The sequence below is a fragment of the Stenotrophomonas sp. PS02297 genome, assembly GCF_029959705.1.
GTDB classification, from domain to species: domain Bacteria; phylum Pseudomonadota; class Gammaproteobacteria; order Xanthomonadales; family Xanthomonadaceae; genus Stenotrophomonas; species Stenotrophomonas nitritireducens.
This window is the reverse complement of the sequence record NZ_JASCOS010000001.1, coordinates 37,986-59,597: the sequence shown is the minus strand read 5'-3', so window position 1 is coordinate 59,597 and position 21,612 is coordinate 37,986. Positions and strand designations below refer to the sequence as shown.

Annotated in this window: 20 protein-coding genes and 2 tRNA genes; 10 read left to right on the top strand and 12 right to left on the bottom strand. The window is 69.2% G+C overall.

Going from position 1 to position 21,612, the window contains the following annotated elements; all coding sequences use genetic code 11:
• Positions 1-58: 58 nt before the first annotated feature.
• The 4 genes from QMX80_RS00300 to QMX80_RS00285 all read left to right on the top strand — a co-directional run bounded on the left by QMX80_RS00300 (position 59) and on the right by QMX80_RS00285 (position 2,972).
• The gene (locus QMX80_RS00300) at positions 59-271 is read left to right on the top strand and encodes a hypothetical protein (protein WP_282274516.1); all 213 of its coding nucleotides are present in this window, start codon (positions 59-61) and stop codon (positions 269-271) included.
• Between the two features lie 123 nt (positions 272-394).
• The gene (locus QMX80_RS00295) at positions 395-1,516 is read left to right on the top strand and encodes a homoserine O-acetyltransferase (protein WP_282274514.1); all 1,122 of its coding nucleotides are present in this window, start codon (positions 395-397) and stop codon (positions 1,514-1,516) included.
• A 108-nt stretch (positions 1,517-1,624) separates the two neighbouring features.
• On the top strand, positions 1,625-2,464 hold the full coding sequence (locus QMX80_RS00290) for a DNA ligase (RefSeq protein ID WP_282274513.1): 840 nt from the start codon (positions 1,625-1,627) through the stop codon (positions 2,462-2,464).
• A gap of 91 nt (positions 2,465-2,555) precedes the next feature.
• Positions 2,556-2,972 (top strand): hypothetical protein, encoded by a 417-nt coding sequence (locus QMX80_RS00285; RefSeq protein ID WP_282274512.1) that lies wholly within the window; start codon positions 2,556-2,558, stop codon positions 2,970-2,972.
• A gap of 174 nt (positions 2,973-3,146) precedes the next feature.
• On the opposite strand, the gene cydC is transcribed toward QMX80_RS00285, so the two are convergent.
• A complete protein-coding gene (cydC, locus tag QMX80_RS00280; protein ID WP_282274511.1) occupies positions 3,147-4,853 on the bottom strand; it encodes a thiol reductant ABC exporter subunit CydC in 1,707 nt (568 codons plus the stop codon).
• Positions 4,850-6,559 carry a thiol reductant ABC exporter subunit CydD gene (gene cydD / locus QMX80_RS00275; protein ID WP_282274509.1) on the bottom strand — a complete coding sequence of 570 codons (1,710 nt, stop codon included), beginning with the start codon at positions 6,557-6,559 and terminating at the stop codon, positions 4,850-4,852. The genes cydC and cydD overlap by 4 nt, the downstream gene beginning before the upstream one ends.
• Positions 6,560-6,746: 187 nt before the next feature.
• Between cydD and QMX80_RS00270 the strand changes: the two genes are divergently transcribed.
• The 6 genes from QMX80_RS00270 to QMX80_RS00245 all read left to right on the top strand — a co-directional run bounded on the left by QMX80_RS00270 (position 6,747) and on the right by QMX80_RS00245 (position 11,417).
• Positions 6,747-8,327 (top strand): cytochrome ubiquinol oxidase subunit I, encoded by a 1,581-nt coding sequence (locus QMX80_RS00270; RefSeq protein WP_282274507.1) that lies wholly within the window; start codon positions 6,747-6,749, stop codon positions 8,325-8,327.
• Positions 8,328-8,342: 15 nt separating this feature from the next.
• Positions 8,343-9,494, top strand: coding sequence for a cytochrome d ubiquinol oxidase subunit II (cydB, locus tag QMX80_RS00265; protein WP_055769485.1), 1,152 nt, complete (start codon positions 8,343-8,345; stop codon positions 9,492-9,494).
• 40 nt (positions 9,495-9,534) lie between these two features.
• Positions 9,535-9,645: a cytochrome bd-I oxidase subunit CydX gene (gene cydX / locus QMX80_RS00260; RefSeq protein ID WP_055769487.1), complete on the top strand. Its 111-nt coding sequence runs from the start codon at positions 9,535-9,537 to the stop codon at positions 9,643-9,645.
• Between the two features lie 59 nt (positions 9,646-9,704).
• A tRNA-Pro gene (locus QMX80_RS00255) sits at positions 9,705-9,781 on the top strand.
• A 183-nt stretch (positions 9,782-9,964) separates the two neighbouring features.
• Positions 9,965-10,041: transfer RNA gene (locus QMX80_RS00250), tRNA-Pro, on the top strand.
• Between the two features lie 161 nt (positions 10,042-10,202).
• A complete protein-coding gene (locus QMX80_RS00245) occupies positions 10,203-11,417 on the top strand; it encodes an MFS transporter (protein ID WP_282274506.1) in 1,215 nt (404 codons plus the stop codon).
• Between the two features lie 80 nt (positions 11,418-11,497).
• Here the strand turns inward: QMX80_RS00245 and QMX80_RS00240 are convergent, their stop codons facing one another.
• The 10 genes from QMX80_RS00240 to QMX80_RS00195 form a co-directional block, all read right to left on the bottom strand.
• On the bottom strand, positions 11,498-12,745 hold the full coding sequence (locus QMX80_RS00240; RefSeq protein ID WP_282274505.1) for a glutamate-5-semialdehyde dehydrogenase: 1,248 nt from the start codon (positions 12,743-12,745) through the stop codon (positions 11,498-11,500).
• 88 nt (positions 12,746-12,833) lie between these two features.
• Complete coding sequence (proB, locus tag QMX80_RS00235; protein ID WP_282274504.1) at positions 12,834-13,985, bottom strand: glutamate 5-kinase; 1,152 nt, start codon at positions 13,983-13,985, stop codon at positions 12,834-12,836.
• 4 nt (positions 13,986-13,989) lie between these two features.
• Positions 13,990-14,229 (bottom strand): YciI family protein, encoded by a 240-nt coding sequence (locus tag QMX80_RS00230; RefSeq protein WP_055770336.1) that lies wholly within the window; start codon positions 14,227-14,229, stop codon positions 13,990-13,992.
• Between the two features lie 249 nt (positions 14,230-14,478).
• A complete protein-coding gene (argH, locus tag QMX80_RS00225; protein ID WP_282274501.1) occupies positions 14,479-15,771 on the bottom strand; it encodes an argininosuccinate lyase in 1,293 nt (430 codons plus the stop codon).
• Between the two features lie 102 nt (positions 15,772-15,873).
• Positions 15,874-16,827, bottom strand: a complete 954-nt coding sequence (gene argC, locus QMX80_RS00220; protein WP_282274499.1) for an N-acetyl-gamma-glutamyl-phosphate reductase — start codon at positions 16,825-16,827, stop codon at positions 15,874-15,876.
• Positions 16,824-17,435, bottom strand: coding sequence for a GNAT family N-acetyltransferase (locus tag QMX80_RS00215; RefSeq protein WP_282274497.1), 612 nt, complete (start codon positions 17,433-17,435; stop codon positions 16,824-16,826). The genes argC and QMX80_RS00215 overlap by 4 nt, the downstream gene beginning before the upstream one ends.
• Positions 17,436-17,439: 4 nt before the next feature.
• A complete protein-coding gene (locus QMX80_RS00210) occupies positions 17,440-18,756 on the bottom strand; it encodes an acetylglutamate kinase (RefSeq protein WP_055769501.1) in 1,317 nt (438 codons plus the stop codon).
• Between the two features lie 37 nt (positions 18,757-18,793).
• Positions 18,794-19,891, bottom strand: a complete 1,098-nt coding sequence (locus QMX80_RS00205; RefSeq protein WP_282274495.1) for an acetylornithine deacetylase — start codon at positions 19,889-19,891, stop codon at positions 18,794-18,796.
• A 42-nt stretch (positions 19,892-19,933) separates the two neighbouring features.
• Entirely contained in the window at positions 19,934-20,353 is a 420-nt protein-coding gene (locus tag QMX80_RS00200) for a GNAT family N-acetyltransferase (protein WP_282274494.1), read from the bottom strand.
• Positions 20,354-20,363: 10 nt separating this feature from the next.
• Positions 20,364-21,572 carry an argininosuccinate synthase gene (locus QMX80_RS00195; protein WP_273083972.1) on the bottom strand — a complete coding sequence of 403 codons (1,209 nt, stop codon included), beginning with the start codon at positions 21,570-21,572 and terminating at the stop codon, positions 20,364-20,366.
• Positions 21,573-21,612: the final 40 nt, after the last annotated feature.

Sequence of the window (21,612 nt, the reverse complement as noted above, 5' to 3'; positions counted from 1 at the left end):
CAGAGACCGGCGCCGTTTCCTTCGCCCGCGCCAGGCGTGCGACTCGTGGAGACCTTCAGTGATCGAAGTGGCAGCCCGCAGCGCCGTCGTGCTGACCGGCATCTACCTGGTCGTCCTTGGCACCATGGCGTTGCTCGTACCGTCGCGCGCGGCCACCTTCCTGCTCGGCTTCGCCGGTTCGCCAGCCGCTCCGTTCCACGGGCGATCCGCCATCTCACGCTCATCGGCGTGGCATCGCTCGCTCCGGGGGGCACCACCCTGGGAACGCTGAGGCTGACGCACGCCTGTCCATGCCAAGGAGGCATGCGCCGCCCCTGGACGGGCGGCATGAGGTGATGCCTCCACGACATGAGGCGGCGAGCACAGCGCCGCATGGCGCCGGTAGAATCGGCCGATGACCGAGTTCATCCCCGAAGCCAGCCGCTTCCACGCGCTCGCCTCGCCCTTCCCGATGAAGCGCGGCGGCCAGCTTCAGGGCGCGCGCATCGCCTACGAGACCTGGGGCACGCTGGCCGCCGATGCCGGCAACGCCATCCTCATCGTCACCGGCCTCTCGCCCGACGCCCACGCCGCCAGCCACCCGGACAACACCGCTCCCGGCTGGTGGGAGCCGATGCTCGGCCCCGGCAAGCCGATCGACACCGACCGCTGGTTCGTGGTCTGCGTCAATTCGCTGGGCAGCTGCAAGGGCTCGACCGGCCCCGCCTCCCTCGACCCGGCCATCGGCAAGCCCTACCGGCTGTCGTTCCCCGAACTGTCGGTGGAGGACATCGCCAACGCCGCGGCCGAGGTGGTGCGTGCGCTCGGCATCGGGCAACTGGCCTGCCTGATCGGCAACTCGATGGGCGGCATGACCGCGCTGGCGCTGCTGCTCCAGCATCCCGGCATCGCGCGCACCCACATCAACATTTCCGGCAGTGCGCAGGCCCTGCCGTTCTCCATCGCCATCCGTTCGCTGCAGCGCGAGGCCATCCGCCTGGACCCGGCATGGAACGGCGGCGATTACGACGAGGCCCATTACCCCGAGTCGGGCATGCGCATGGCGCGCAAGCTGGGTGTCATCACCTATCGCTCGGCACTGGAATGGGACGGCCGTTTCGGCCGCGTAAGGCTGGATTCGGAACAGGGCGACGACGACCCGTTCGGCCTCGAATTCCAGGTCGAAAGCTATCTGGAAGGCCATGCGCGCCGCTTCGTGCGCCGCTTCGACCCCAACTGCTATCTGTACCTGGGCCGCGCGATGGACTGGTTCGACCTGGCCGAATACGGCCAGGGCGATGTAATGGCCGGCCTGGCGAAGATCCGCGTGCAGCGGGCGCTGGCCATCGGCGCCAACACCGACATCCTGTTCCCGGTCGAACAACAGCAGCAGGTCGCCGACGGCCTGCGTGCCGGCGGCGCCGACACGCAGTTCATCGGCATGGATTCGCCGCAGGGCCACGATGCCTTCCTGGTCGATTACGACCGCTACGGCCCGGCGGTACGCGGCTTCCTCGACACGCTGCCCGGCCGTTGACCGACAGCGTGGTGGTGCAGGTGCCTACGCACACTTCCCTCCACGCCTGATCCAACGGCGTTTGCCGTGCACGCATGCTGTCCCTGCACCCATTCCTGCGGGGGAATCATGCGACGCCTGCCGACACTGCTGCTGTACCTGTTGCTGTTGCCGCTGGCCGCCACGGCGGCCGCGCCTCCGTTGATGCTGGCCGGCCAATGGCGCGACGGACCGGACGTGTCCCGCTACTGGGTAAGCGAGAAGCTCGACGGCGTGCGCGCGCGTTGGGACGGACAGGCGTTGTGGACGCGTGGCGGCCATCGCATCGAGCCCCCGCCCGGATTCACCCGTAACTGGCCCGCGCAGCCGCTGGATGGCGAGCTGTGGGGCGGCCGCGGCCGCTTCGAACACGCCAGCGCCATCGTGCGCATGCATCCGCCCGACGAAGCCGGCTGGCGAGGCCTGCGCCTGATGGTCTTCGACCTGCCCGGGCACGCGGGCACCTTCGACCAGCGCCTGGCAGCCCTGCGCGTACTGCTCGCACGCGCCGCCGCTCCCAGCCTCGAGCTCATCCCGCAACGGCGCATCGCCGATACCGCGGCGCTGCATCGCCATCTGACAGCCACGGTTGCGGCCGGCGGCGAAGGACTGATGCTGCACCATCAGGACAATTACTACGCTGCGGGCCGCAGCGACGGCCTGCTCAAGCTCAAGCCCTGGGACGATGCCGAGGCGCGGGTGATCGCGCATCTGCCGGGCAAGGGCAAATATGCGGGCCTGCTCGGTGCGCTGCTGGTGGAGCGTGCCGACGGCGCACGTTTCCGTATCGGCAGTGGCTTGAAGGACGCGCAACGCATGGCGCCGCCGCCGGTCGGCAGCCTGGTCACCTACCGCTACAACGGATTGACCACGAACGGCCTGCCGCGGTTCGCGCGCTTCCTGCGCGTACGCGATGACGACAGCCCGTGATCCGGATGCGCTCTACTGGCAGAAGCAACCCGACGCTCCCTGGTCGGCATCGGTGGCTATAGTGCCCAGGACGCCGGCGTGGAACCCTGCCATGAAGAAACGCCCCCATCGCATTGCTGCCGGCACGTGGCTGCTCCTGGCATGTTCCGGCGCGATGGCCGCTCCCCCGGATTCGCCGGAGGCGCTTCGACAGAGTCTGCTGGAGGCCAATTCGCGAAACGACGCGGCCGCGGCGCAGCAGTTGTTGTGCGAGGACGAAGCCGAACCGGAGGTGCTTGCGGTGTTTCGATGGCTGTTCGCCCGGGACGCCGGCACCAGGATCATGTCCGCCATCTTCGAGAACACGCCCGCTGCGCTGCCTGGGGAAGAGTTCGCGGCCGCACCGGAGGGCCTGCTTCGCCTGTACTTCGACAGGTACGACAGGAACGGCGAACCCAATCCGGAGAAATCGACCGCCTATCCCTACGGAAAGGTCGACGGCACCTACTGTTTTCTTGTCCCGCTGTGAGGCCCCGCGGCATCAAGACCCGATATGTCCGGCCTCTGGAGGACACAGGCTTCAGGCGTCAGCAGCTGCCGCAATACGAAGGCAGGTGGACTGGTCCCAGCGGACCGCGCGGCCCCTGGGCAGCCAGCGGACCGGCAGGCAGCGCCCCGACAGCCTCCGGGTGCGGGGCTTCGATCACGATGGCCCTATGACCTGGCTCCGCACTTCGCCGGTTTCAGGCATCAAGCGCCCGCTCTGCAGCCTGTACTGGCGATGCACCACGCCTTCGGGCAGGTGGCCGTGGGTGATCATCAGCAGGCTGCGCGGACCCAGAGCCTGCGCCAGATCGACGAGCAACGCGTCGGCGGTATCCACGTCCAGGCCTTCGGTCGGCTCGTCCAGCACCATCAACGGTGCATCGCGCAGCAGGGCGCGCGCCATCGCCAGGCGGCGCGCCTGCCCCGCGGACATCGTGGCACCGTTCTCGCCGACCCACGCCGACAACCCGCCCTGGTGGCGCGCCCACTCCCCGAGCCGCACCTGTTCCAGTACCGCCCACAGTCGCGCCTCGTCGGCCTGCGGGTCGCCCAGGCGCAGGTTGTCGGCGATGCTGCCCGCGAATACCGGCGCGCCCTGCGGCAACCAGGCGACACGCCGATGCCAGTCGTCCTGCGCGACCTCGCGCAGGTCCACGCCGCCCCAGCGCACGCTGCCCTGCTGCGGATCCCACAGCCGCAGCAGCAGGGCCGACAGGGTGGTCTTGCCGCAACCGCTGTCGCCGCGGATCGCGATGCGCTCGCCCGGCCGCAGCTGCAGATCGATGCCATCGAGCAACCGCCGGGTTTCGCCGGGCCAGGCGAACACCACCTGCTCGAACGAGAGCGTGGCCGGCGGTTCCGGCAAGGAATGCGGAGACGCGGGATCGACCACCGACGGCGGCTGTTCGACGATGGCCCGCAGCCGCGCCGCGGATATGCGCGCCGACTGCAGCGCCTGCCAGGCCAGGCCGCAGCCGGCGGCGACTTCCAGCAATGCCACGGTCAGGAATACCAGCGTGGCGGCCAGCGGCGCCTCGATCCTGCCGTCCTGGAAGGCGGAAAGCGCCAGCCACAGCATCGCCAGCAGGCCCAGCCCGGCGCAGGCCGAATGCAGTACGTTGCCTGCGATCAGGCGACCGCGACGGCGATGGTCGTCGCCCGCGAGCTGGCGCGCCGCACCCTCGACACGCGCGCGCCAGTCGTCGAGCGCGCCCAGCGCGGCAAGGTCCGCGGCGCCTTCCAGCCCTTCATAGGCCAGCGTGCGCAGCCGCGTGCGATGCAGCGCGCGCGCGGCTTCGCCGGCATCGCCATGGCGCACGGCCAGCACCGGCACGCCGATGCCGACCAGCAGCGACAGCAGGAGCAGCAGCGCCGCCGCCGGCCAATGGATGCAGGCGGCAACCGCGATCGTCGCCAGCGCGCTGCCGGCCAGCGCCAGCAGTGGCCCCACCGCGCGCACCAGCAGGCCGTCGACCTCGCCGATGTCGGACATCAGCCGCGCCAGCAGCTCGCCGGTGCGCGTGCCGCCCAGACGCGCCGGCGCCAGCGGCAGTGCGCGCCGGAAGAACCAGACCCGCAGGTCGCGGGCGATGCGCAGGGTCGCGTCGTGGCCGACCAGCTTCTCGAAGTAGCGCGAAGCGATGCGCACCAGAGTGAGTGCACGGATTCCGGCCGAGGGCGAGAAGAAATTGAACGTGGCCCCCGCACCCAGCGCGCCGGCCAGCGCGGCGGCGGTCAGGAAGCCGCCGGACAGGCCCAGCAGGCCGATACCCGCCAGCATCGTCACCAGCAGCAGCACCACTGCCAGCAGCAGACGCCAGCGGTGCCGTGCGAACACCGCGCGCAGGGAATCGTCGCCGCTCATGCGCGTCCCCCGTCCTGCAGTCGCACCACGCGATCGGCCCATTGCATCGCCGCCGCGCTGTGCGTGGCCATCAGCACCGCGCGGCCACGGGTGAAACAGGCCAGCGACCGCAGCAGGTCTGCTTCGGTCTGCGGATCGAGGAAGGCGGTGGGTTCGTCCAGCAGCAACAGGTCCGGATCGCGCAGCAGCAGCCGTGCCAGACCGATGCGACGCGCCTCGCCGCCGGACAGGCCGAAACCACGCTCGCCGATCACCGTTTCCAGCCCCTGCGGCAACTGTCCGGCGAAACGCATCACCTGCGCGGCCTCGGCCACCGCCCGCAACCGCGCGTCGCTGGCGCCGGGATCGGCCAGGCGCAGGTTGTCGGCGATGGAGCCATGGAAGAGATACGGACGCTGCCCGGCGTAGCCGACGCGCATGCCCTCGCGCGACACGATGCGCCCACCGCGCGGCGGCAACCAGCCGGCCAGCGCTTCCAGCAGGGTGCTCTTGCCGCTGCCGCTGGAGCCGACCAGGGCCACGCGCTGCCCGGCCTCGATGTCCAGCGAAAAATCCGTCAACACGTCGTGGCTGGCGCCCATCGGGCGCAACACCAGCGAGGTGGCGACCAGCAGCGGCGCATGCGCCTGCGCCGGTTCCGGCGCGCACAGCGGAACCGCCGGGGCTGCCGCCTCCTCCGCTTGGCCGCCCTCCAGCAGGCGCTCGACCTCGCTGGCTGCGGCCAGCGCGTTGGCGCGGTCGTGGTAGTGCGCGGCCAGCCGCCGCAGCGGCGCATAGAACTCCGGCGCCAGCAGCAGGCAGAACACGCCGGTGCCCAGCGTTGGAACCATGGCGTGCAACGACAGCATCCCGAGGTAGCTCAAGCCCAGGTACAGCGCCACCATCGCCACGCTCACCGAGGCGAAGAACTCGAGCACCGTGGAAGACAGGAAGGCGATGCGCAGCACCTTCATCGTGCGCATGCGCACGCCTTCGGCGGCGGCCGCGATACCGGCCAGTTCGTCCTCGCCGCGGCCATACAGGCGCAGCAGTCCCAGGCCCTTGATGCGGTCGGCGAAATGCCCGCCCATGCGCACCAGTTCCCGCAACTGCTCGCGGCCGGCAGCTTCCGCGCCCCATCCCACCAGCATCATGAACACGGGCACCAGCGGGCCGGTACCCAGCAGGATCAGGGCCACGGTCCAGTCGACCCAGGCCACCGCCGCGACGATCAGCAGCGGCACCACCATCACCTCGACGCGGACCGGCTGGAAACCGGCGTAATAGCCCTCGATGGCGTCGCCATGGGCGAGCAGCAGTTCGCCCAGTTCGCCGCTGCGCTGGCGGCGCAGCCACAGCGGCCCCTTGCCGAGCAGGCGCCGGTAGACCTGTTCGCGCAGCGCCAGCCGCGCGGCATCGGCCACCTCGCCGGCCGCCTTCTGCGACAGCCCGCCCAGCGCGCTGCGCAGCAGCAGGACCAGGGCCAGCGCGCCGAACACCGGGCCCAGCTGCGCCACCGGGCGGTGCTCGACGAGTACGCCCTGGATCAGCCAGGCGATCGCGCCGGCCTGCACCACCAGCAGCGCGCCGGACAGGCATACCGCCAATGCCGCGCTCCGCTGCTGTCCGCGTGCGGCGCCGGCGAGCGCGGACAGCCATTGCTGGTGCCGGCGGCGCAGCTGGCGCGCAGCGTCGGCCGGATGGGAAACCTCACTCAAGACGGGCAACCTGCAGGGAAGGATCGATTCATCGGCGCACGCATGATCGCATCCGCGCGCGCCGCACGTTCACCGCTGCGACGCGATGTCGCATTGATCCAGGTCAAGGGCAGGATCACCATTGGATACCGAAAATTCACAGACCTTCCCCCCGTACCGCCCGCATGATGCATAAAACCCGAAAGGTGACCAGGCCATGATCGACACGACAGTCGTAGATCTGTCGCGCCTGCAGTTCGCGCTGACAGTGATGTACCACTTCCTGTTCGTTCCCTTGACCCTGGGACTGTCCTTCATGATCGCGATCATGGAGAGCATCTACGTGATGACCGGCAAGGACGTCTGGCGGCGGATGACGCTGTTCTGGGGCGTACTGTTCGGCATCAACTTCGCCATGGGCGTGGGCACCGGCATCGTCATGGAATTCCAGTTCGGCATGAACTGGTCGTACTACAGCCATTATGTCGGCGACATCTTCGGCGCGCCGCTGGCCATCGAAGGGCTGATGGCGTTCTTCCTCGAAGCCACCTTCATCGGCCTGTTCTTCTTCGGCTGGACCCGCCTGAGCAAGGTGCAGCACCTGACCGTCACCTGGCTGATGGCGCTGGGCACCAACCTGTCGGCGCTGTGGATCCTGATCGCCAACGGCTGGATGCAGCATCCGGTCGGCGCGGTGTTCAACCCTGAAACCATGCGCATGGAAGTCGTGGACTTCATGGCCGTGCTGTTCAACCCGGTGGCGCAGGCCAAGTTCGTGCATACGGTCTCGGCCGGCTACGTGACCGGCGCGGTGTTCGTGATGTCCATCAGCGCGTTCTTCCTGCTGCGCAACCGGCACCACGACGTGGCGCGCCGTTCGTTCGCGGTGGCCGCGGCGTTCGGCCTGCTGTCCTCGCTGTCGGTGGCGGTGCTGGGCGACGAGAGCGGCTATGCCGCCAGCGAGCACCAGAAGATGAAGCTGGCCGCCATCGAGGCGATGTGGGAAACCGAACCGGCCCCGGCCGACTTCACCGCCTTCGGCATTCCCAACCAGCAGACCCACCGCAACGACTACGCGATCAAGATCCCTTACCTGATGGGCCTGATCGCCACCCGCTCGCTGGACCAGCCCATTCCCGGCATCCTGGAACTGGTCGACCACGCCGAACACCGCATCCGCGGCGGCCAGCTGGCCTATGCAGCGCTGGAACACATCCGCGCCGACCGCAACGACCGGCAGGCCCGGGAGATGTTCGACCGGCACTGGCAGGACCTGGGCCACGGCCTGCTGCTCAAGCGCTACCGCGACGACATCCTCAACGCGACGCCGGAGGAAATCTCGCGCGCGGCGATGGATACCGTGCCGACCGTGCTGCCGCTGTTCTGGACTTTCCGCGTCATGGCCGGGCTGGGCTTCTACCTGATCGCCTTCTTCGCGGTGGCGTTCTACTACTCCTGCCGCAACAACTTCGAGAGCAAGCGCACCTTCCTGAAGATCGCGCTGTGGACGCTGCCGGCGCCGTGGATCGCGATCGAATGCGGCTGGTTCGTCGCCGAATACGGCCGCCAGCCGTGGGCGGTGGACGGCGTGCTGCCCACCTTCTACGCGGCATCGGGCCTGGCGCTGCACCAGATCGTGCTGACCCTGACCGGCTTCGTCGCCCTGTACACCGTGCTGATGATCATCGAGGTCAAGCTGATGCTGAAGGCCATCGCCAAGGGGCCGGACGAGATCCTGCCCTCGCTGCAGCCGCCGGCATCCCCGCATGCCGCCGCACCGACCGCCGGCCAGGCCTGAGGCAAGGAGACTTCCATGGACTTCATTCTTCTGGACTACACCACGCTGCGCGTGATCTGGTGGCTGTTGCTGGGCGTGCTGCTGGTCGGCTTCGCGGTGATGGACGGTTTCGACCTGGGCGTGGGCACGCTGCTGCCGTTCGTGGCGCGGACCGACGAGGAACGCCGGCTGGTGATCAACACCGTCGGCCCGGTGTGGGAAGGCAACCAGGTGTGGCTGATCCTCGGCGGCGGCGCGATCTTCGCCGCATGGCCGCCACTGTACGCGGTGAGCTTCTCCGGCTTCTACCTGGCGATGTTCCTGATCCTGTTCGCGCTGATCCTGCGCCCGGTCGGCTTCAAGTACCGCGGCAAGCTGCCCAGCCAGCGCTGGCGCGACAACTGGGACCGCGCGCTGTTCGTCGGCGGCTTCGTGCCGGCGCTGATCATGGGCGTGGCCGTGGGCAACGTGCTGCTCGGCGTGCCGTTCCACTTCGACGACAGCCAGCGCGTGTTCTATACCGGCGGTTTCTTCGGCCTGCTGACGCCGTTCGCATTGCTGGCCGGCCTGCTCAGCGTGGCGATGCTGGTCGCCCACGGCGCGGCCATGCTGGTGCTCAAGACCGACGGCCCGGTGGCCGAGCGCGCATCGCGCATGGGCAGCATCGCCGCGCTGGCCAGCTTCGCGCTGTTCGCCATCGGTGGTGCGTGGGTCGCGCTCGGCCTGCCCGGCTACGCGATCACCTCGCAGGTGGTGACCGACGGCCCCAGCAATCCGCTGCTGAAGACGGTGCAGATCACCGCCGCCGGCGGCTGGATGCACAACTACACGACCATGCCGGCGACGATCCTGGCGCCGGCGGCAGGCCTGCTCGGCGCGCTGGGCGCCGCGCTGCTGCTGCGCATGCGCCGCGGCGGACTGGCCTTCCTCGCATCGGGTGCGTCGATCGCCGGCATCATCCTTACCGTCGGTTTCGCGCTGTTCCCGTTCCTGCTGCCCTCCTCCAGCCAGCCCGGTTCCAGCCTGACCGCCTGGGACGCGTCCTCCAGCCATCTCACGCTGTGGGTGATGCTGCTGGCCACCGCGCTGCTGCTGCCCATCGTCATCGCCTACACCGCCTGGGTGTACCGCGTGCTCAAGGGCAAGACCACGCTGGAAGAGATGGGCGGCAACCCCAACGCCTACTGACGACGACGCATTCCCATCACGCCCTTCAAGGAGTCTTCCCATGTGGTATTTCGCCTGGATTCTCGGTGTCGGCCTGGCCTCCACCGTCGCCATCCTCAACGGCATGTGGTTCGAGGCGCGCGAACAGCGCAGGGCCGAAGCCGGACGATAGGAATCGCGTTTCCGGTATTGCAAGAATGCGTGCCGGAGAGTATCTTTCCGCCTCCTTCGCGGGGTGTAGCTCAGTCTGGTAGAGCGCTACGTTCGGGACGTAGAGGTCGCAGGTTCGAATCCTGTCTCCCCGACCAAGGTCGAAACATCCAAGCCCGGCAGACGGCAACGTCCGCCGGGCTTTTTCGTGTTCCGCGTCCGCCGCACGCCGGCAATGCCAGTCATTCCCGGCAGGATCCCGGGGCGGCCCGCGGCGATCCGGCCGCATGCGGAAAACAGTTGCGCGGCCCCGCCCTCACCGCTATCATAGGCGGCTCCTTCGGGGTGTAGCTCAGTCTGGTAGAGCGCTACGTTCGGGACGTAGAGGTCGCAGGTTCGAATCCTGTCTCCCCGACCAGTTCGACAGAAGCCGGCCTTGCGCCGGCTTTTGTTTTTTCGCCATCCGCACCGGATAACGTCCGGCCATCGGCAGGCGATGCCAGGAACCGCTCCCGGCGGTTCCTCTCGTTTCCGCGGACGACGCATCCCTCCCCGCCCTGTCCGCGCCGGAGTCATGCAATGTCCAACCCCGCATCCACGGCACCACCGGCCTCCCTGTTCAAGGGCCGCCTGCTGGCTTTCGCCGCCATCATCCTGGTCTCGGCCAACCTGCGCAGCGCGGTCACTTCGCTGACGCCGCTGCTGGACCGCCTCGGCCACCTGTTCGATTTCGGCAGCACCATGACCGGGGTGCTCGGCATGATGCCGACCGCCGCGTTCGCCCTGCTCGGCCTGAGCACGCCGCGCCTGATCCGCTGGCTCGGGCTGGAACGCACCGCCGCGCTGACCATGCTGCTGGCTACCGCCGGCCTGCTGCTGCGCGCCAGCGCCGACAGCGTCGGCACGCTGCTGGTGGGTTCGGCGGTCGCGCTGGCCGGCATGGGCATCGGCAACGTGGTGGTGCCGCCGCTGGTCAAACGCTACTTCGCCGACCGCGTCGGCACCTTGAGCACGCTCTACATCACCGTGCTGCAGGCCGGCACGATGGTTCCGGCGCTGCTCGCGGTGCCGGTGGCCGACCGTTACGACTGGCGCATCTCGCTGGGCATGTGGTCGCTGCTGTCGCTGGCCGCGCTGCTGCCGTGGATCATGCTGGCCCGGCGCACGCCGCGGCCGCAGGGGGCGGCAGCCACAACCGTGGCCCACGCCCCCGGGCGCGTGTGGAAGACCTCGCTGGGCTGGGGCATGGCGCTGATGTTCGGCATGACCTCGCTGGGCACCTATTCGCTGTTCACCTGGCTGCCGAAGGTGATGGTCGAAGCCGGCGCCAGCGAATCCTTCGGCGGCGTCATGGTCGCGGTGTATTCGGCCATCGGCCTGCTGCCCTCGCTGCTGGTACCGGCACTGGCGGTGCGCATGCGCAATCCGTTCCCGATCGCGATGCTGGTGTTCGGCCTCAACGCCGTCGCCTTCGCCGGCCTGCTGTGGGCGCCGATGCAGGCGCCGTGGCTATGGGCGGTGATCGCCGGCCTGGGCCCGTCGACCTTCCCGCTGGGCCTGACCCTGATCAACCTGCGTACCCGCACGCCGGCCGGTTCGGCCGCGCTGTCCGGCTTCATGCAGGGCGTGGGCTACAGCCTGGCCAGCCTCGGCCCGCTGCTGTTCGGCTGGCTGCACGGCTTCAGCGGCGGCTGGGCGTGGTCGTTCGCCTTCCTGATGCTGTGCTCGCTGGTCCTGCTCGTCGCCGCCTGGTTCGCCTGCAAGCCACAGCAGCTCGAAGACCATTGGAGCTAGGAACCAGCGCGCATCCTTGTGCGCGATGAGGCATTACCGGGAACGCCTATCGCGCACCAAGGTGCGCTCCTGCGAGGCCATTACCCCCGCACCTGCCCCTCGCCGCGTACCACGAAGCGCTCCACAGTCAGCGCTTCCAGCCCCATCGGGCCGTAGGAATGCAGGCGCGTGGTGGAGATGCCGATCTCCGCGCCCAGCCCCAGTTCGCCGCCGTCGGAGAAACGCGACGAGGCGTTGACCATCACCACCGCCGAGCGCAGCGCATGCACGAAGGCCTCGGCATGGGCCGGATCGCCGGTGGCGATGACCTCGGTGTGGTCGGAGGTATGGCGCTGGATGTGCGCGATCGCCGTCTCCAGCGAATCGACCACCCGCACCGCCAGGATCAGGTCCAGGTATTCGGCGGCATAGTCGGCTTCGTCCGCGGGCACCACGCCGGCCACCAGCGCCTGCGTGGCCGCGTCGCCGCGCAGCTCGACCCCGCGCGCGCGCAGCGCGTCGGCAGCCATCGGCAGGAAGCGCGGCGCGATGTCCGCGTGCACCAGCAGGGTTTCCAGCGAATTGCAGGCGGCCGGGCGCGAGACCTTGCCATCGACCAGCAGGTCCAGCGCCAGCTGCTGGTCGGCGCTGTCGTCCACGTACAGGTGGCATACGCCCTTGTAGTGCTTGATCACCGGCACGCGCGCATGCTCGGCGACGAAACGGATCAGGCCCTCGCCGCCGCGCGGGATCGCCAGGTCGATGACATCGTTGAGCTGCAGCAGCTCCAGCATGGTCTCGCGGCGCAGGTCCTCGACCAGGGTCAGCGCGGCAGCGGGAATCCCGGCCTCGCGCAGGGCGCGCCTGAGCGCGGCGGCGATCGCGGTGTTGGAGTGGATCGCCTCCGAGCCGCCGCGCAGGATCACGCCGTTGCCGGCCTTGATGCACAGCGCCGCGGCGTCGGCGGTCACGTTCGGGCGCGCCTCGTAGATCATCGCGATCACGCCCAGCGGCACGCGCACCTTCTGCACGCGGATGCCGTTGGGACGCGCGTAGTCGCGGGTGACCTCGCCGACCGGGTCGGGCAGCGCGGCGACCTCGCGCAGGGCGTCGGCCACGCCGGCCAGGCGCTGCGGGTCCAGCGCGAGGCGATCCAGCATCGCTGCGCCCACGCCCTTGTCGCGCGCGGCCAGCAGGTCGCGCGCATTGGCGGCGAGGATCGCGTCGGCATCGGCATCGAGCGCGGCCGCCATCGACACGAGCAGGTCGCGCCGTGCCGCGCTCGAGAGCCGTGCCAGCACCTGCGAGGCATCGCGGCACTGCAGGGCGAGGGTCTTGATGTCGGTCATGCGTGCAGCTCCCGGATGATGCGCAATTCGTCGTGCCTGCCCCAGTCTTCCGGCAGGAGCGGCTCCAGCCGTTCCTGCCGGCATGCGCTCATGGCAGCAGCACGAGGTCGTCGCGGTGGATCACGTTGTCGCCATAGGTGTAGCCGAGGATCGCCTCGATCTGGCGGGTGTGGCGGCCGCCGATGCGGCGCACGTCCAGCGCCGAGTACTGGCTGATGCCGCGCGCCACGCATTGCATGCCGCCCTCGCCGTCCACCCGCACCTCGATCATGTCGCCGCGGCGGAACTCGCCCTCCGCGCCGGTCACGCCGCCAGGCAGCAGCGAAGCGCCCTTTTCGCGCAGGGCACGCGCGGCGCCGGCGTCGATCACGATGGCACCCGGCTCGACCGGCGCGTGCCGCAGCCAGTATTTGCGCGCGGCGATGCGCGAGCGCCCGGCATGCAGGCGCGTGCCGCGCAGCCGGCCCTGCGCCAGCCCGCGCACCACCTCGCCGCTGCGGCCGTTGAACAGGAAGGTGTCGATGCCGGCGGCACCGGCCTTGGCCGCGGCCTGCAGCTTGGTATGCATGCCGCCGGTGCCGGCCGCGCTGCCGCTGCCGCCAGCCATCGCCAGTACCTGCGCGGTCAGCTCGACCACTTCGTCGATCGGCCGCGCCTGCGGATCGCGGCGCGGGTCGGCGGTGTACAGCCCGTCGATGTCGGTGGCGATGAACAGTGCGTCGGCATCGACCAGCGCGGCGACGATGGCCGCCAGATTGTCGTTGTCGCCGAGCTTGAGTTCGTCGACCGAGACGGTGTCGTTCTCGTTGATCACCGGCAATGCGCCGAGCGCCAGCAGTTCGGCCAGCGTGGCGCGTGCATTGAGGTAGCGCCGGCGGTTGCGCAGGTCGTCGTGGGTGAGCAGCACCTGCGCCACCGGCCGCTCGAAGAAGCGCTGCCACAGGGCGATCAGCTGCGCCTGCCCCAGCGCGGCCAGCGCCTGCCGCGCGGCGATGGCCGCGCCGGCCTCGGCCGCCCTGGGCACGATGGCGCGACCGGCCGCGACCGCGCCGGACGATACGATCACCATTTCCCTGCCGGCCAGCAGGTTGGCCGAGACGAACTGCGCCAGCCCCAGCGCGAAACGCGGGGTCAGGCCGCCGCCATCGGCCGCCAGCAGGCTGCTGCCGACCTTGAGCACCGCGCGCCGCCACGGCGGCAGGGCCTGTTCGGCGAAAGGCGAAGGCGCGGCGTCGTTCATGGGCTCAGCGGGTGTTCCATTCGTGGACGCTCAGTTCCGAGCAGTCCTGCAGGGCCAGCGGATCGGTGGCGACGATGGCGCGCGCCTGCTCCAGGTCATCGACATCGCGCAGCACGTAGGCGCCACCACTGCCGTCGCTGAAGCCGCCGGTCAGGTGCAACCGCCCCTGCGCACGCAGCGCATCGAGGAAAGCCTTGTGCGGCCCGATCACGCTCGCGTCGAACGTCGGTTTGCGCATGGCCATCACCAGGTACAGCTTCACGTTGTTCTCCACGGCATCGAATGCGGTTGTTGATGGTGCACCGCCGCGAGGCGGATGTGGGGGATGCTTTCGTTTCCAACCGTCTGCAGCGACGGGCATCGCGGTAAAGCCCAGCAGGGCGTTGCCCCGCTCTACAGGGCTATGGATCGCCGCACCTCTGTTGCGCCGGGCAATGCCCGGCGGGGGCTTGCCGGTGAAGCCTCAGCGGGGCGTTGCCCCGCTCTACATTCATCACAAAGCCGCCCAGCGCGCCTGCAGTTCGTCCAGCCGCAGGTCGGCCGCCGCACCCGGCGACACGCGTGCTGCCAGGCTGCCCTCCGGCGTGCGTCCCTGCCCCGCCGTATCCGCAGCAGCCGCTGCCGCCTTGTAGGCCTCGCGGAACGGTACGCCGGCCACGGCGGCATCCACCGCCACGTCGGTGGCGTACATGCCCGAATCGATCGCGGCGCGGATGTGGTCGTCGCGCCAGTCCAGGTTGGAGAGCAGCGCCGGCAGCAGTTCCAGCGCCGCCAGGCCGCGGCCGAAGCCGTGGAAGATCGCGCCCTTGGACGCCTGCAGGTCGCGGTGGTAGCCGGACGGCAGCGACAGCAGCTGCTCGATCTCGGTGCGCGCGGCGGCCACGCTGGCGTGGGTGGCGCGCATCAGTTCGATCACGTCCGGGTTGCGCTTGTTCGGCATGATCGAGCTGCCGGTGGTGTACTGCGCCGGCAGCGCCACGAAGGCGAACTCGCCGGTGGTGAACAGCGACAGGTCCCAGGCGATGCGGCGCAGGTCCAGGGTCGCGCCGCCGAGCGCTTCGAGCGCGGCCAGTTCGAACTTGCCGCGCGAGAGCTGCGCGTAGATCGGGCTGACCTGCATGCGCGCGAACCCGAGCGCGCGCGTGGTGTGCTCGCGGTCCAGCGGCAGGTTGACGCCATAGCCGGCGGCGGTGCCCAGCGGGTTGCAGTCGATCAGCCGGCGCGTGTCGGCCGCGCGCACCGCGTTGTCGATGAAGGCCTCGGCCCAGCCCGCCCACCACATGCCCGCCGAAGACACCACGGCACGCTGGATGTGGGTATAGCCGGGCAGCGGCTGCTGTTGCTCGGCGGCGGCGCGGTCCAGCGCCACCTTCGCCACCTCGCGGCTGATCTGCGCCACGCGCGCCAGCTTTTCCTTCAGCCACAGGCGCGTGGCGACGAGGATCTGGTCGTTGCGGCTGCGACCGGTGTGGATCTTGCGCCCGGCGTCGCCCAGGCGCTCGGTCAGGCGCGCCTCGATGGCCGAATGGCAATCCTCGTAGCGCTCGTCCAGCACGAAGGCGCCGTTGCGGAAATCATCGGCCAGCAGCGCCAGCTCACGCTTGAGCGCGGCCAGCTCGTCGGCCGACAGGATGCCGATGTGCTGCAGGCCCTCGGCATGCGCGGTGCTGGCCTGGATGTCGTGCAGGAAGAATTCGCGGTCCAGGATCACGTCGTCGCCGGCGAGGAAGGCCTGGATCTTGGCGTCCACCGCGACGCCGGGCTTCTGCCACAACAGGTTGGTCATCGGAGTCTCTCGAGTAGTTTTCAGGCAGGAGCGGCTTCAGCCGTGATGGAGCTTTACCAGTAAGTCCCCATCGCGGCTGAAGCCGCTCCTACGGGAATCAGGTCAATGCGGAATCGCGGCCAGTTCGGGCAATCCCAGCGCGAGGTTGAGGTTCTGCAGCGCCTGCGTCGCCGCGCCCTTGAGCAGGTTGTCGATGGTCGCCACCACCACCACGCGCTTGCCGCCCGGGGCCAGGGTGAAGCCCCCGATCTGCACGTCGTGGCGGCCGGCGATGCGGCTGACCCATGGCGCTTCATCCACCACGTCCACCAGCGGTTCGCCGGCATAGCGCTGCTGGTACAGCGCCATCACCTCCTCGCGCTTGAGCGGCTGCTGCAGCCACAGGTTCGCGGTGAGGGTGATGCCGCGGAAATGCGGCGCGACATGCGGCATGAACTCCACCGGCACGCCGAGCCGCGTGGATACCTCGCGCTCGTGCACGTGGCCGGTCAATGCGTACGGCATCAGGTTGTCGCGCAGCAGGTCGGTGTTGTTCTTGTCCGACGGGGTGGTGCCCGCGCCGGAATAGCCGGACACGCCGAAACAGGCCGGCGGGCCGGCCAGCTGCGACAGCAGCGGCGTGATCGCCAGCTGCATGGCGGTGGCGTAGCAGCCCGGGTTGCTGATGCGTTTCTGCCCGGCGTAATCGCCGCGGGTCAGTTCCGGCAGGCCGTAATACCAGGTGGTATCGAAACGGTAGTCGGCCGAGAGATCCACGATCACCGTGTCGGGCCTGGCCGCATCCAGCGCGGCGACGAAGGCTTCTGCCTTGCCGTTGGGCAGGGCCAGGATCACCGCGTCGGCGCCCTTGGCGGCCACCGCCTGCGGGTCGAGGCTTTCATAGCGCAGCTCGCCGCTGTAGCCGTCGTTGTGGTCGGACACGCGCTGGCCGTCCAGCTCGCGCGAGGACACGAAGGCCAGTTCGATCCGCGGGTGCGCGGCGATCAGCCGGATCAGCTCGGCGCCGGTGTGGCCGCGGGCACCGACGATGCCCAGCGAGAATTTCCTGTCGGTCATGAATGCGAATCCAGTAGGGACTGCAGATGGCTGCGTACCGCCGGCCATTCGTTGTCGAGGAGGGAGAACACCACGGTGTCGCGCGGCGTGCCGTCGGCGTGGCGCTTGTGGTTGCGCAGCACGCCGTCCTGTTTCGCCCCGAGCCGGGCGATGGCGGCGCGCGAGGCGTGGTTGAACCAGCTGGTCTCGAAGCCAACGGCAATACAGCCCATCGCCTCGAAGGCATGGCGCAGCAACAGCCTCTTGGCCTCGGTGTTCAGGCCGGTGCGCTGCACGCGCCGGTGGTACCAGGTGTAGCCGATGTTCAGGCGCGGAACGCCCGCGTCCAGCGCATAGAAACGGGTACTGCCGACCACGTCGCCAGCGGCGTCCCTGACCGCGAATGGCAGCGCATCGCCCCGCGCCTGCGCGTCCAGCGCCGCGGCGACATAGCGCTCCACCGCGTCCGGCGCCGGCACGTTGGCGTACCACAGGCGCGACAGCTCGCCCTCGCCCAGCGCCTGCCGCAGCGCCGGCACATGCTCCAGGCGCAGCGGTTCCAGCGCGACGTGCGCGCCGCGCAGTTCCGGCACCGTGTTCCAGCAGGTGTTGGCCGAGGGCTGGTTCATGGCCTCATCCCTGCAGGCTGGCGGTGCGCCTGCCGCAGTGCTCGACGAAGCCGCGGATGCGCTCGAAGTCGCTGGCGCCGTACCAGAACACCTTCCAGTGGTCGAGCTTGTAGCAGCCATCGGACTCGGCGTAATAGAAATGGTTGACCGGATTGCCGTTGCGCGAGCGCCAGAACAGCTGCGGGGTTTCCTCCAGCATCACGTTCCACACCGCGCGCCCCAGGCCTTCGCCCTGCGCGTCGTCAAGCACGGCGAACTTGTCCAGATACACGCCCTCGGCTTCGTCGGTGAGGATCACCGCCGTGCGGTAGTTCTCGCTGACATAGGCGCGCAGCAGCTTCGTCTTCTCGAAGTAGTCCGGCACCAGGGTGCGGCCGAAACTGGACTCGATCAGCTTCTTCAGCCGCGCGGTGTCCAGCTGTTCCCACGACGTCGCCTTGAGCACCTTCTCGCCACGGCGCACCAGCGTGCCCGAGCCCTTGTGGGTGAACAGTTCCTTGGCCAGGTCGGCCGGGCGCGTGATCGATACCGAGGATTCCTCCGGCAGCCTGTCCAGCAGGTCCTTGATCTGCTCGATCTTGACCTTCATGCCGCCGTGCAGCCACGGCTGCTGGATCAGGTGCTCGTACTCGGTGGACAGGTTGATCGAATCGATCAGCCTGCCCTCGGCATCGAGCAGGCCGCCGGTGCCGGTGAGGAAGATGATCTTGTACGGCTGCAGTTCCTGCACCAGTTCGTTGGCGGCGAAGTCGGCGTTGACGTTGAGGATCTGCCCGCTCGGGGTTTCGCCCAGCGAGGTGATGACCGGGATCGAACCGGCGCGCAGGCTGGCCTCGATCGGTGCCAGGTTGACCCGCTTCACCTCGCCGACCAGCCCGTAGGTATCGCGGTCCAGGTACTCGGCCTCGAACACGCCGCCGGTGATCGAGGTGGCGCGCGCGCCGTTCTGCTGCAGCGCCTCGACCAGCTGCAGGTTGGACTGCTGGAACACCTTGCGCACGATCGCCAGCGCCTCGGGCGTGGTCACGCGCAGGCCGTTGACGGTGTGCTTCTCGATGCCGGCCGCCGACAGTTCGGCGTCCAGCTGCGGGCCGGCGCCATGCAGCACGATCGGAGTCAGCCCGACCTCCTGCAGGAACGACAGCGAGGAGGTCAGCGCTTCCAGGTCGTCGCGCAGCACCGCGCCGCCGACCTTGACCACGGCGAAGCGCTTGGCGTCCAGCTGCGAGAAGCGCTTGAGGTACTGGCTGATCTCCTTCGCGCTGGCCATGCTCGAAAGCAGGCGCACGATGGTCTGGCGGGTCTGGCGGTGGGGTTGCATTGGATTCGTCTGTCGTGGGGTGGAGGAACGCGGCCGCTCAGGCGCCGCGCTGCAGGATCTGCAGGACCGAGCCGGCGTAACGCTGCAACTGCTCCAGCGTCACGAACTCGTCGGCGGTATGGGCCTGGGCGATGTCGCCGGGGCCATAGACCATCGTGGTGTAGCCGGCGGCGGAGAACAGCGAGGCTTCGGTCCAGAAATCGACCGCGTTGCCGATCGGCAGGCCCAGTTCGTCGGCGATGTCGCGCGCGGCAAGGCGCCGCTCTTCGGCGCGTGCGATGTCGCCCGACGGCAGGCTCGGGCCACGGAAGGTTTCCTCGAAGTGCGCGGCGGCCGGCTCGGCGAAACCGGCGAAGGTCGCCAGCAGCCGGTCGATGTCCATCGACGGCAGCGGCCGGAAACCAAAACGCAGCTCCGCCTCGGGCGCGATCATGTTGGCCTTGATGCCGCCTTCGACCCGGCCGATGTTGAAACGCAGCCCGGTCAGGCCGCCGAAACGCGCATGCGCCAGCGACTGGACATGGTCCAGCGCGCGGCCGCCCCAGCGCATCGCCTGGTGCAGGGCGCTGGCCGCCGCATCCTGCCTGCCCGAGGCATGTCCGGCACGGCCGCTGAACTTCATCAGCACCGAGCTGATGCCGCGGTGCGCCAGCACCGCCTCGCTCATGGTCGGCTCGGCCACCAGCACCGCCTCATAGGCAATGCCGCGCGCCAGGAACGCGGCGATGCAGCGCGGGTCGTTGGCCTCCTCGTCCGAGGAGAACAGGAAGGCCGCATCGCCATCGGTCAGGTTGGCCGCGGCTACCAGCGCGGCGGCAGCGCCCTTGATGTCGCACACGCCCAGGCCGACCACGCGGTCGTCCAGGCGCCGCATCGCATGCGGATCGGCGCTCCAGTGCGGCGAATCCGGCACCGTGTCCAGGTGTACGTTGAACAGGTACTTCGGCGTGCCGCGCACCGCGTAAAGGCTGACCGCACCGGCGCCGTGGTCGATCACCTCGACCTCGAACCCGGGCAGGTTGGCGCGCAGGTAGTCGAAGATGCCGCCGGTGGTGATCGCGCGCGGCGGATTGCGGGTGTCGAAGGACACCAGCTTTTCCAGGTGCGTCAGGGTGTTGTCGAGCAGGTCGGTCATCGGTATGCAGGAGATGGTAGGAGCCGGCGGTATCCGCGCCGGTCAGGGAATCGGACGGGTGATTTCCATCAGCCGCTCGGGCCGGGCGACGGACACGAAGCCGTACTGCGCGTACAGGCCATGCGCATCCAGGGTCGCCAGCATGAAACGGCGCAGCCCCTGCAACTGCGGATGGGCCATGACCGCGTCCATCAGCTGCCGGGAATGGCCGCGGCCACGATGCTCCGGCAGGACGAACACGTCGGCCAGGTAGGCGAACGTGGCCGCGTCGGTGAAGACCCGCGCGAACGCCACCTGCCCCGTGCCTTCCAGGTATCCGCCGAAGCACAGCGAGCCGGCGATCGCACGCTCCACCGTCTCCCTCGACACGCCGGGGCTCCAGTAGGCCCCGGTCGAGAGGAAGCGGTGGACCAGGGGAACGTCCAGCTCCTCCTTGTCCGTACTGACGCGCAGCCCGCCCATGCCGTCGTCCTCAGCTGTTGTTGACCTGCGCGTACAGCGTGGAGCTCATGCCGAACAGCTTGATGAAGCCTTCGGCCTCTTCCACGCCCCAGTCCGCCGACTGCGCGTAGGTCGCGCCCTTGGCATTGAGGATGTGCGGGGACTTCACCGCCACCGCATCGACGCGGGCGCCGCGGGTCTCCAGCACCACCTCGCCGTTGACCTTGCCCTGCGAAGACTTCAGGAAGGCTTCCAGGTCGGTCTTCAGCGGGTCGTGGTAGAAGCCTTCGTAGACCAGCTCCACCCACTTGCGCGCCGCCTCCGGCTTGAAGCGGTTCTGCTGCTTGGTCAGCACCGCTTCTTCCAGCGCGCGGTGCGCGGCCAGCAGCGCGGTCAGGCCCGGCGCTTCGAACACAATGCGGCCCTTCAGGCCGATCACGGTGTCGCCGGTGTACACGCCGCGGCCGACGCCATAGGGGGCGAACAGCTTGTTGAGCTTGCCCAGGATCTGCTCGCCCGGCAGCGCCTTGCCGTCCAGCTCCACCGCCTCGCCTTCGACGAACTTCAGGGTCACGGTCAGCGGCTCGATCGGCCACGCGCTGCGCGGCGCGCACCAGCCCCGCGCGCCCTCGCCCGGGGCTTCCCACTTGTCGATCTCACCGCCGGACATGGTCACGCCCAGCAGGTTTTCGTTGATGGTGTAGGCCTTCTGCTTGGCGCGCACGCCGAAGCCGCGCTCTTCCAGGTAGGCCTGCTCGTAGGCGCGGGTCTGGGTGTGCTCCTTCTGGATCTCGCGGATCGGCGCGAGGATGCGGTAGTCGCCCTGCGCCTTCACCGCCAGGTCGAAGCGCACCTGGTCGTTGCCCATGCCGGTGCAGCCGTGGGCGATGGCGTTGGTGCCCAGCTCGGCGGCGCGCCTGATCGCGGCATCGACGATCAGGTAGCGGTCGGACACCAGCAGCGGGTACTGGCCCTGGTAGCCCTCGCCGGCCCACACGAACGGCTTGACGAAACCGTCCCAGATCGCCGGGCCGCCATCGACGGTGACGTGGCTGGCCACGCCCAGTTCGGCGGCGCGCTTCTCGATGGTCTCGCGCTCCTCGGCGTCCACGCCGCCGGTGTCGGCGAACACGGTGTGCACGTTCCAGCCGCGCTCCTGCAGGTAGGGCACGCAGAAGCTGGTGTCCAGGCCGCCGGAGAAGGCCAGGACGATGTCGCGGGAGTCGTTGGGGGTGGTCATGTACGGGGTCTCGTTGGACGGCGCGGAAGCCGCCGTTATG

Bases quoted from the DNA above. Each gene is read 5' to 3' on its own strand.
- QMX80_RS00295 (WP_282274514.1), top strand. From the start codon at position 395: ATGACCGAGTTCATCCCCGAAGCCAGCCGCTTCCACGCGCTCGCCTCG.
- cydX (WP_055769487.1), top strand. From the start codon at position 9,535: ATGTGGTATTTCGCCTGGATTCTCGGTGTCGGCCTGGCCTCCACCGTC.
- QMX80_RS00210 (WP_055769501.1), bottom strand. From the start codon at position 18,756: ATGCAACCCCACCGCCAGACCCGCCAGACCATCGTGCGCCTGCTTTCG.
- QMX80_RS00270 (WP_282274507.1), top strand. From the start codon at position 6,747: ATGATCGACACGACAGTCGTAGATCTGTCGCGCCTGCAGTTCGCGCTG.
- QMX80_RS00200 (WP_282274494.1), bottom strand. From the start codon at position 20,353: ATGGGCGGGCTGCGCGTCAGTACGGACAAGGAGGAGCTGGACGTTCCC.
- QMX80_RS00290 (WP_282274513.1), top strand. From the start codon at position 1,625: ATGCGACGCCTGCCGACACTGCTGCTGTACCTGTTGCTGTTGCCGCTG.
- QMX80_RS00285 (WP_282274512.1), top strand. From the start codon at position 2,556: ATGAAGAAACGCCCCCATCGCATTGCTGCCGGCACGTGGCTGCTCCTG.
- QMX80_RS00215 (WP_282274497.1), bottom strand. From the start codon at position 17,435: ATGAACCAGCCCTCGGCCAACACCTGCTGGAACACGGTGCCGGAACTG.
- QMX80_RS00205 (WP_282274495.1), bottom strand. From the start codon at position 19,891: ATGACCGACCTGCTCGACAACACCCTGACGCACCTGGAAAAGCTGGTG.
- argH (WP_282274501.1), bottom strand. From the start codon at position 15,771: ATGACCAACCTGTTGTGGCAGAAGCCCGGCGTCGCGGTGGACGCCAAG.
- argC (WP_282274499.1), bottom strand. From the start codon at position 16,827: ATGACCGACAGGAAATTCTCGCTGGGCATCGTCGGTGCCCGCGGCCAC.
- QMX80_RS00230 (WP_055770336.1), bottom strand. From the start codon at position 14,229: ATGGCCATGCGCAAACCGACGTTCGACGCGAGCGTGATCGGGCCGCAC.
- cydC (WP_282274511.1), bottom strand. From the start codon at position 4,853: ATGAGCGGCGACGATTCCCTGCGCGCGGTGTTCGCACGGCACCGCTGG.
- proB (WP_282274504.1), bottom strand. From the start codon at position 13,985: ATGAACGACGCCGCGCCTTCGCCTTTCGCCGAACAGGCCCTGCCGCCG.
- QMX80_RS00195 (WP_273083972.1), bottom strand. From the start codon at position 21,572: ATGACCACCCCCAACGACTCCCGCGACATCGTCCTGGCCTTCTCCGGC.
- QMX80_RS00240 (WP_282274505.1), bottom strand. From the start codon at position 12,745: ATGACCGACATCAAGACCCTCGCCCTGCAGTGCCGCGATGCCTCGCAG.
- QMX80_RS00245 (WP_282274506.1), top strand. From the start codon at position 10,203: ATGTCCAACCCCGCATCCACGGCACCACCGGCCTCCCTGTTCAAGGGC.
- cydB (WP_055769485.1), top strand. From the start codon at position 8,343: ATGGACTTCATTCTTCTGGACTACACCACGCTGCGCGTGATCTGGTGG.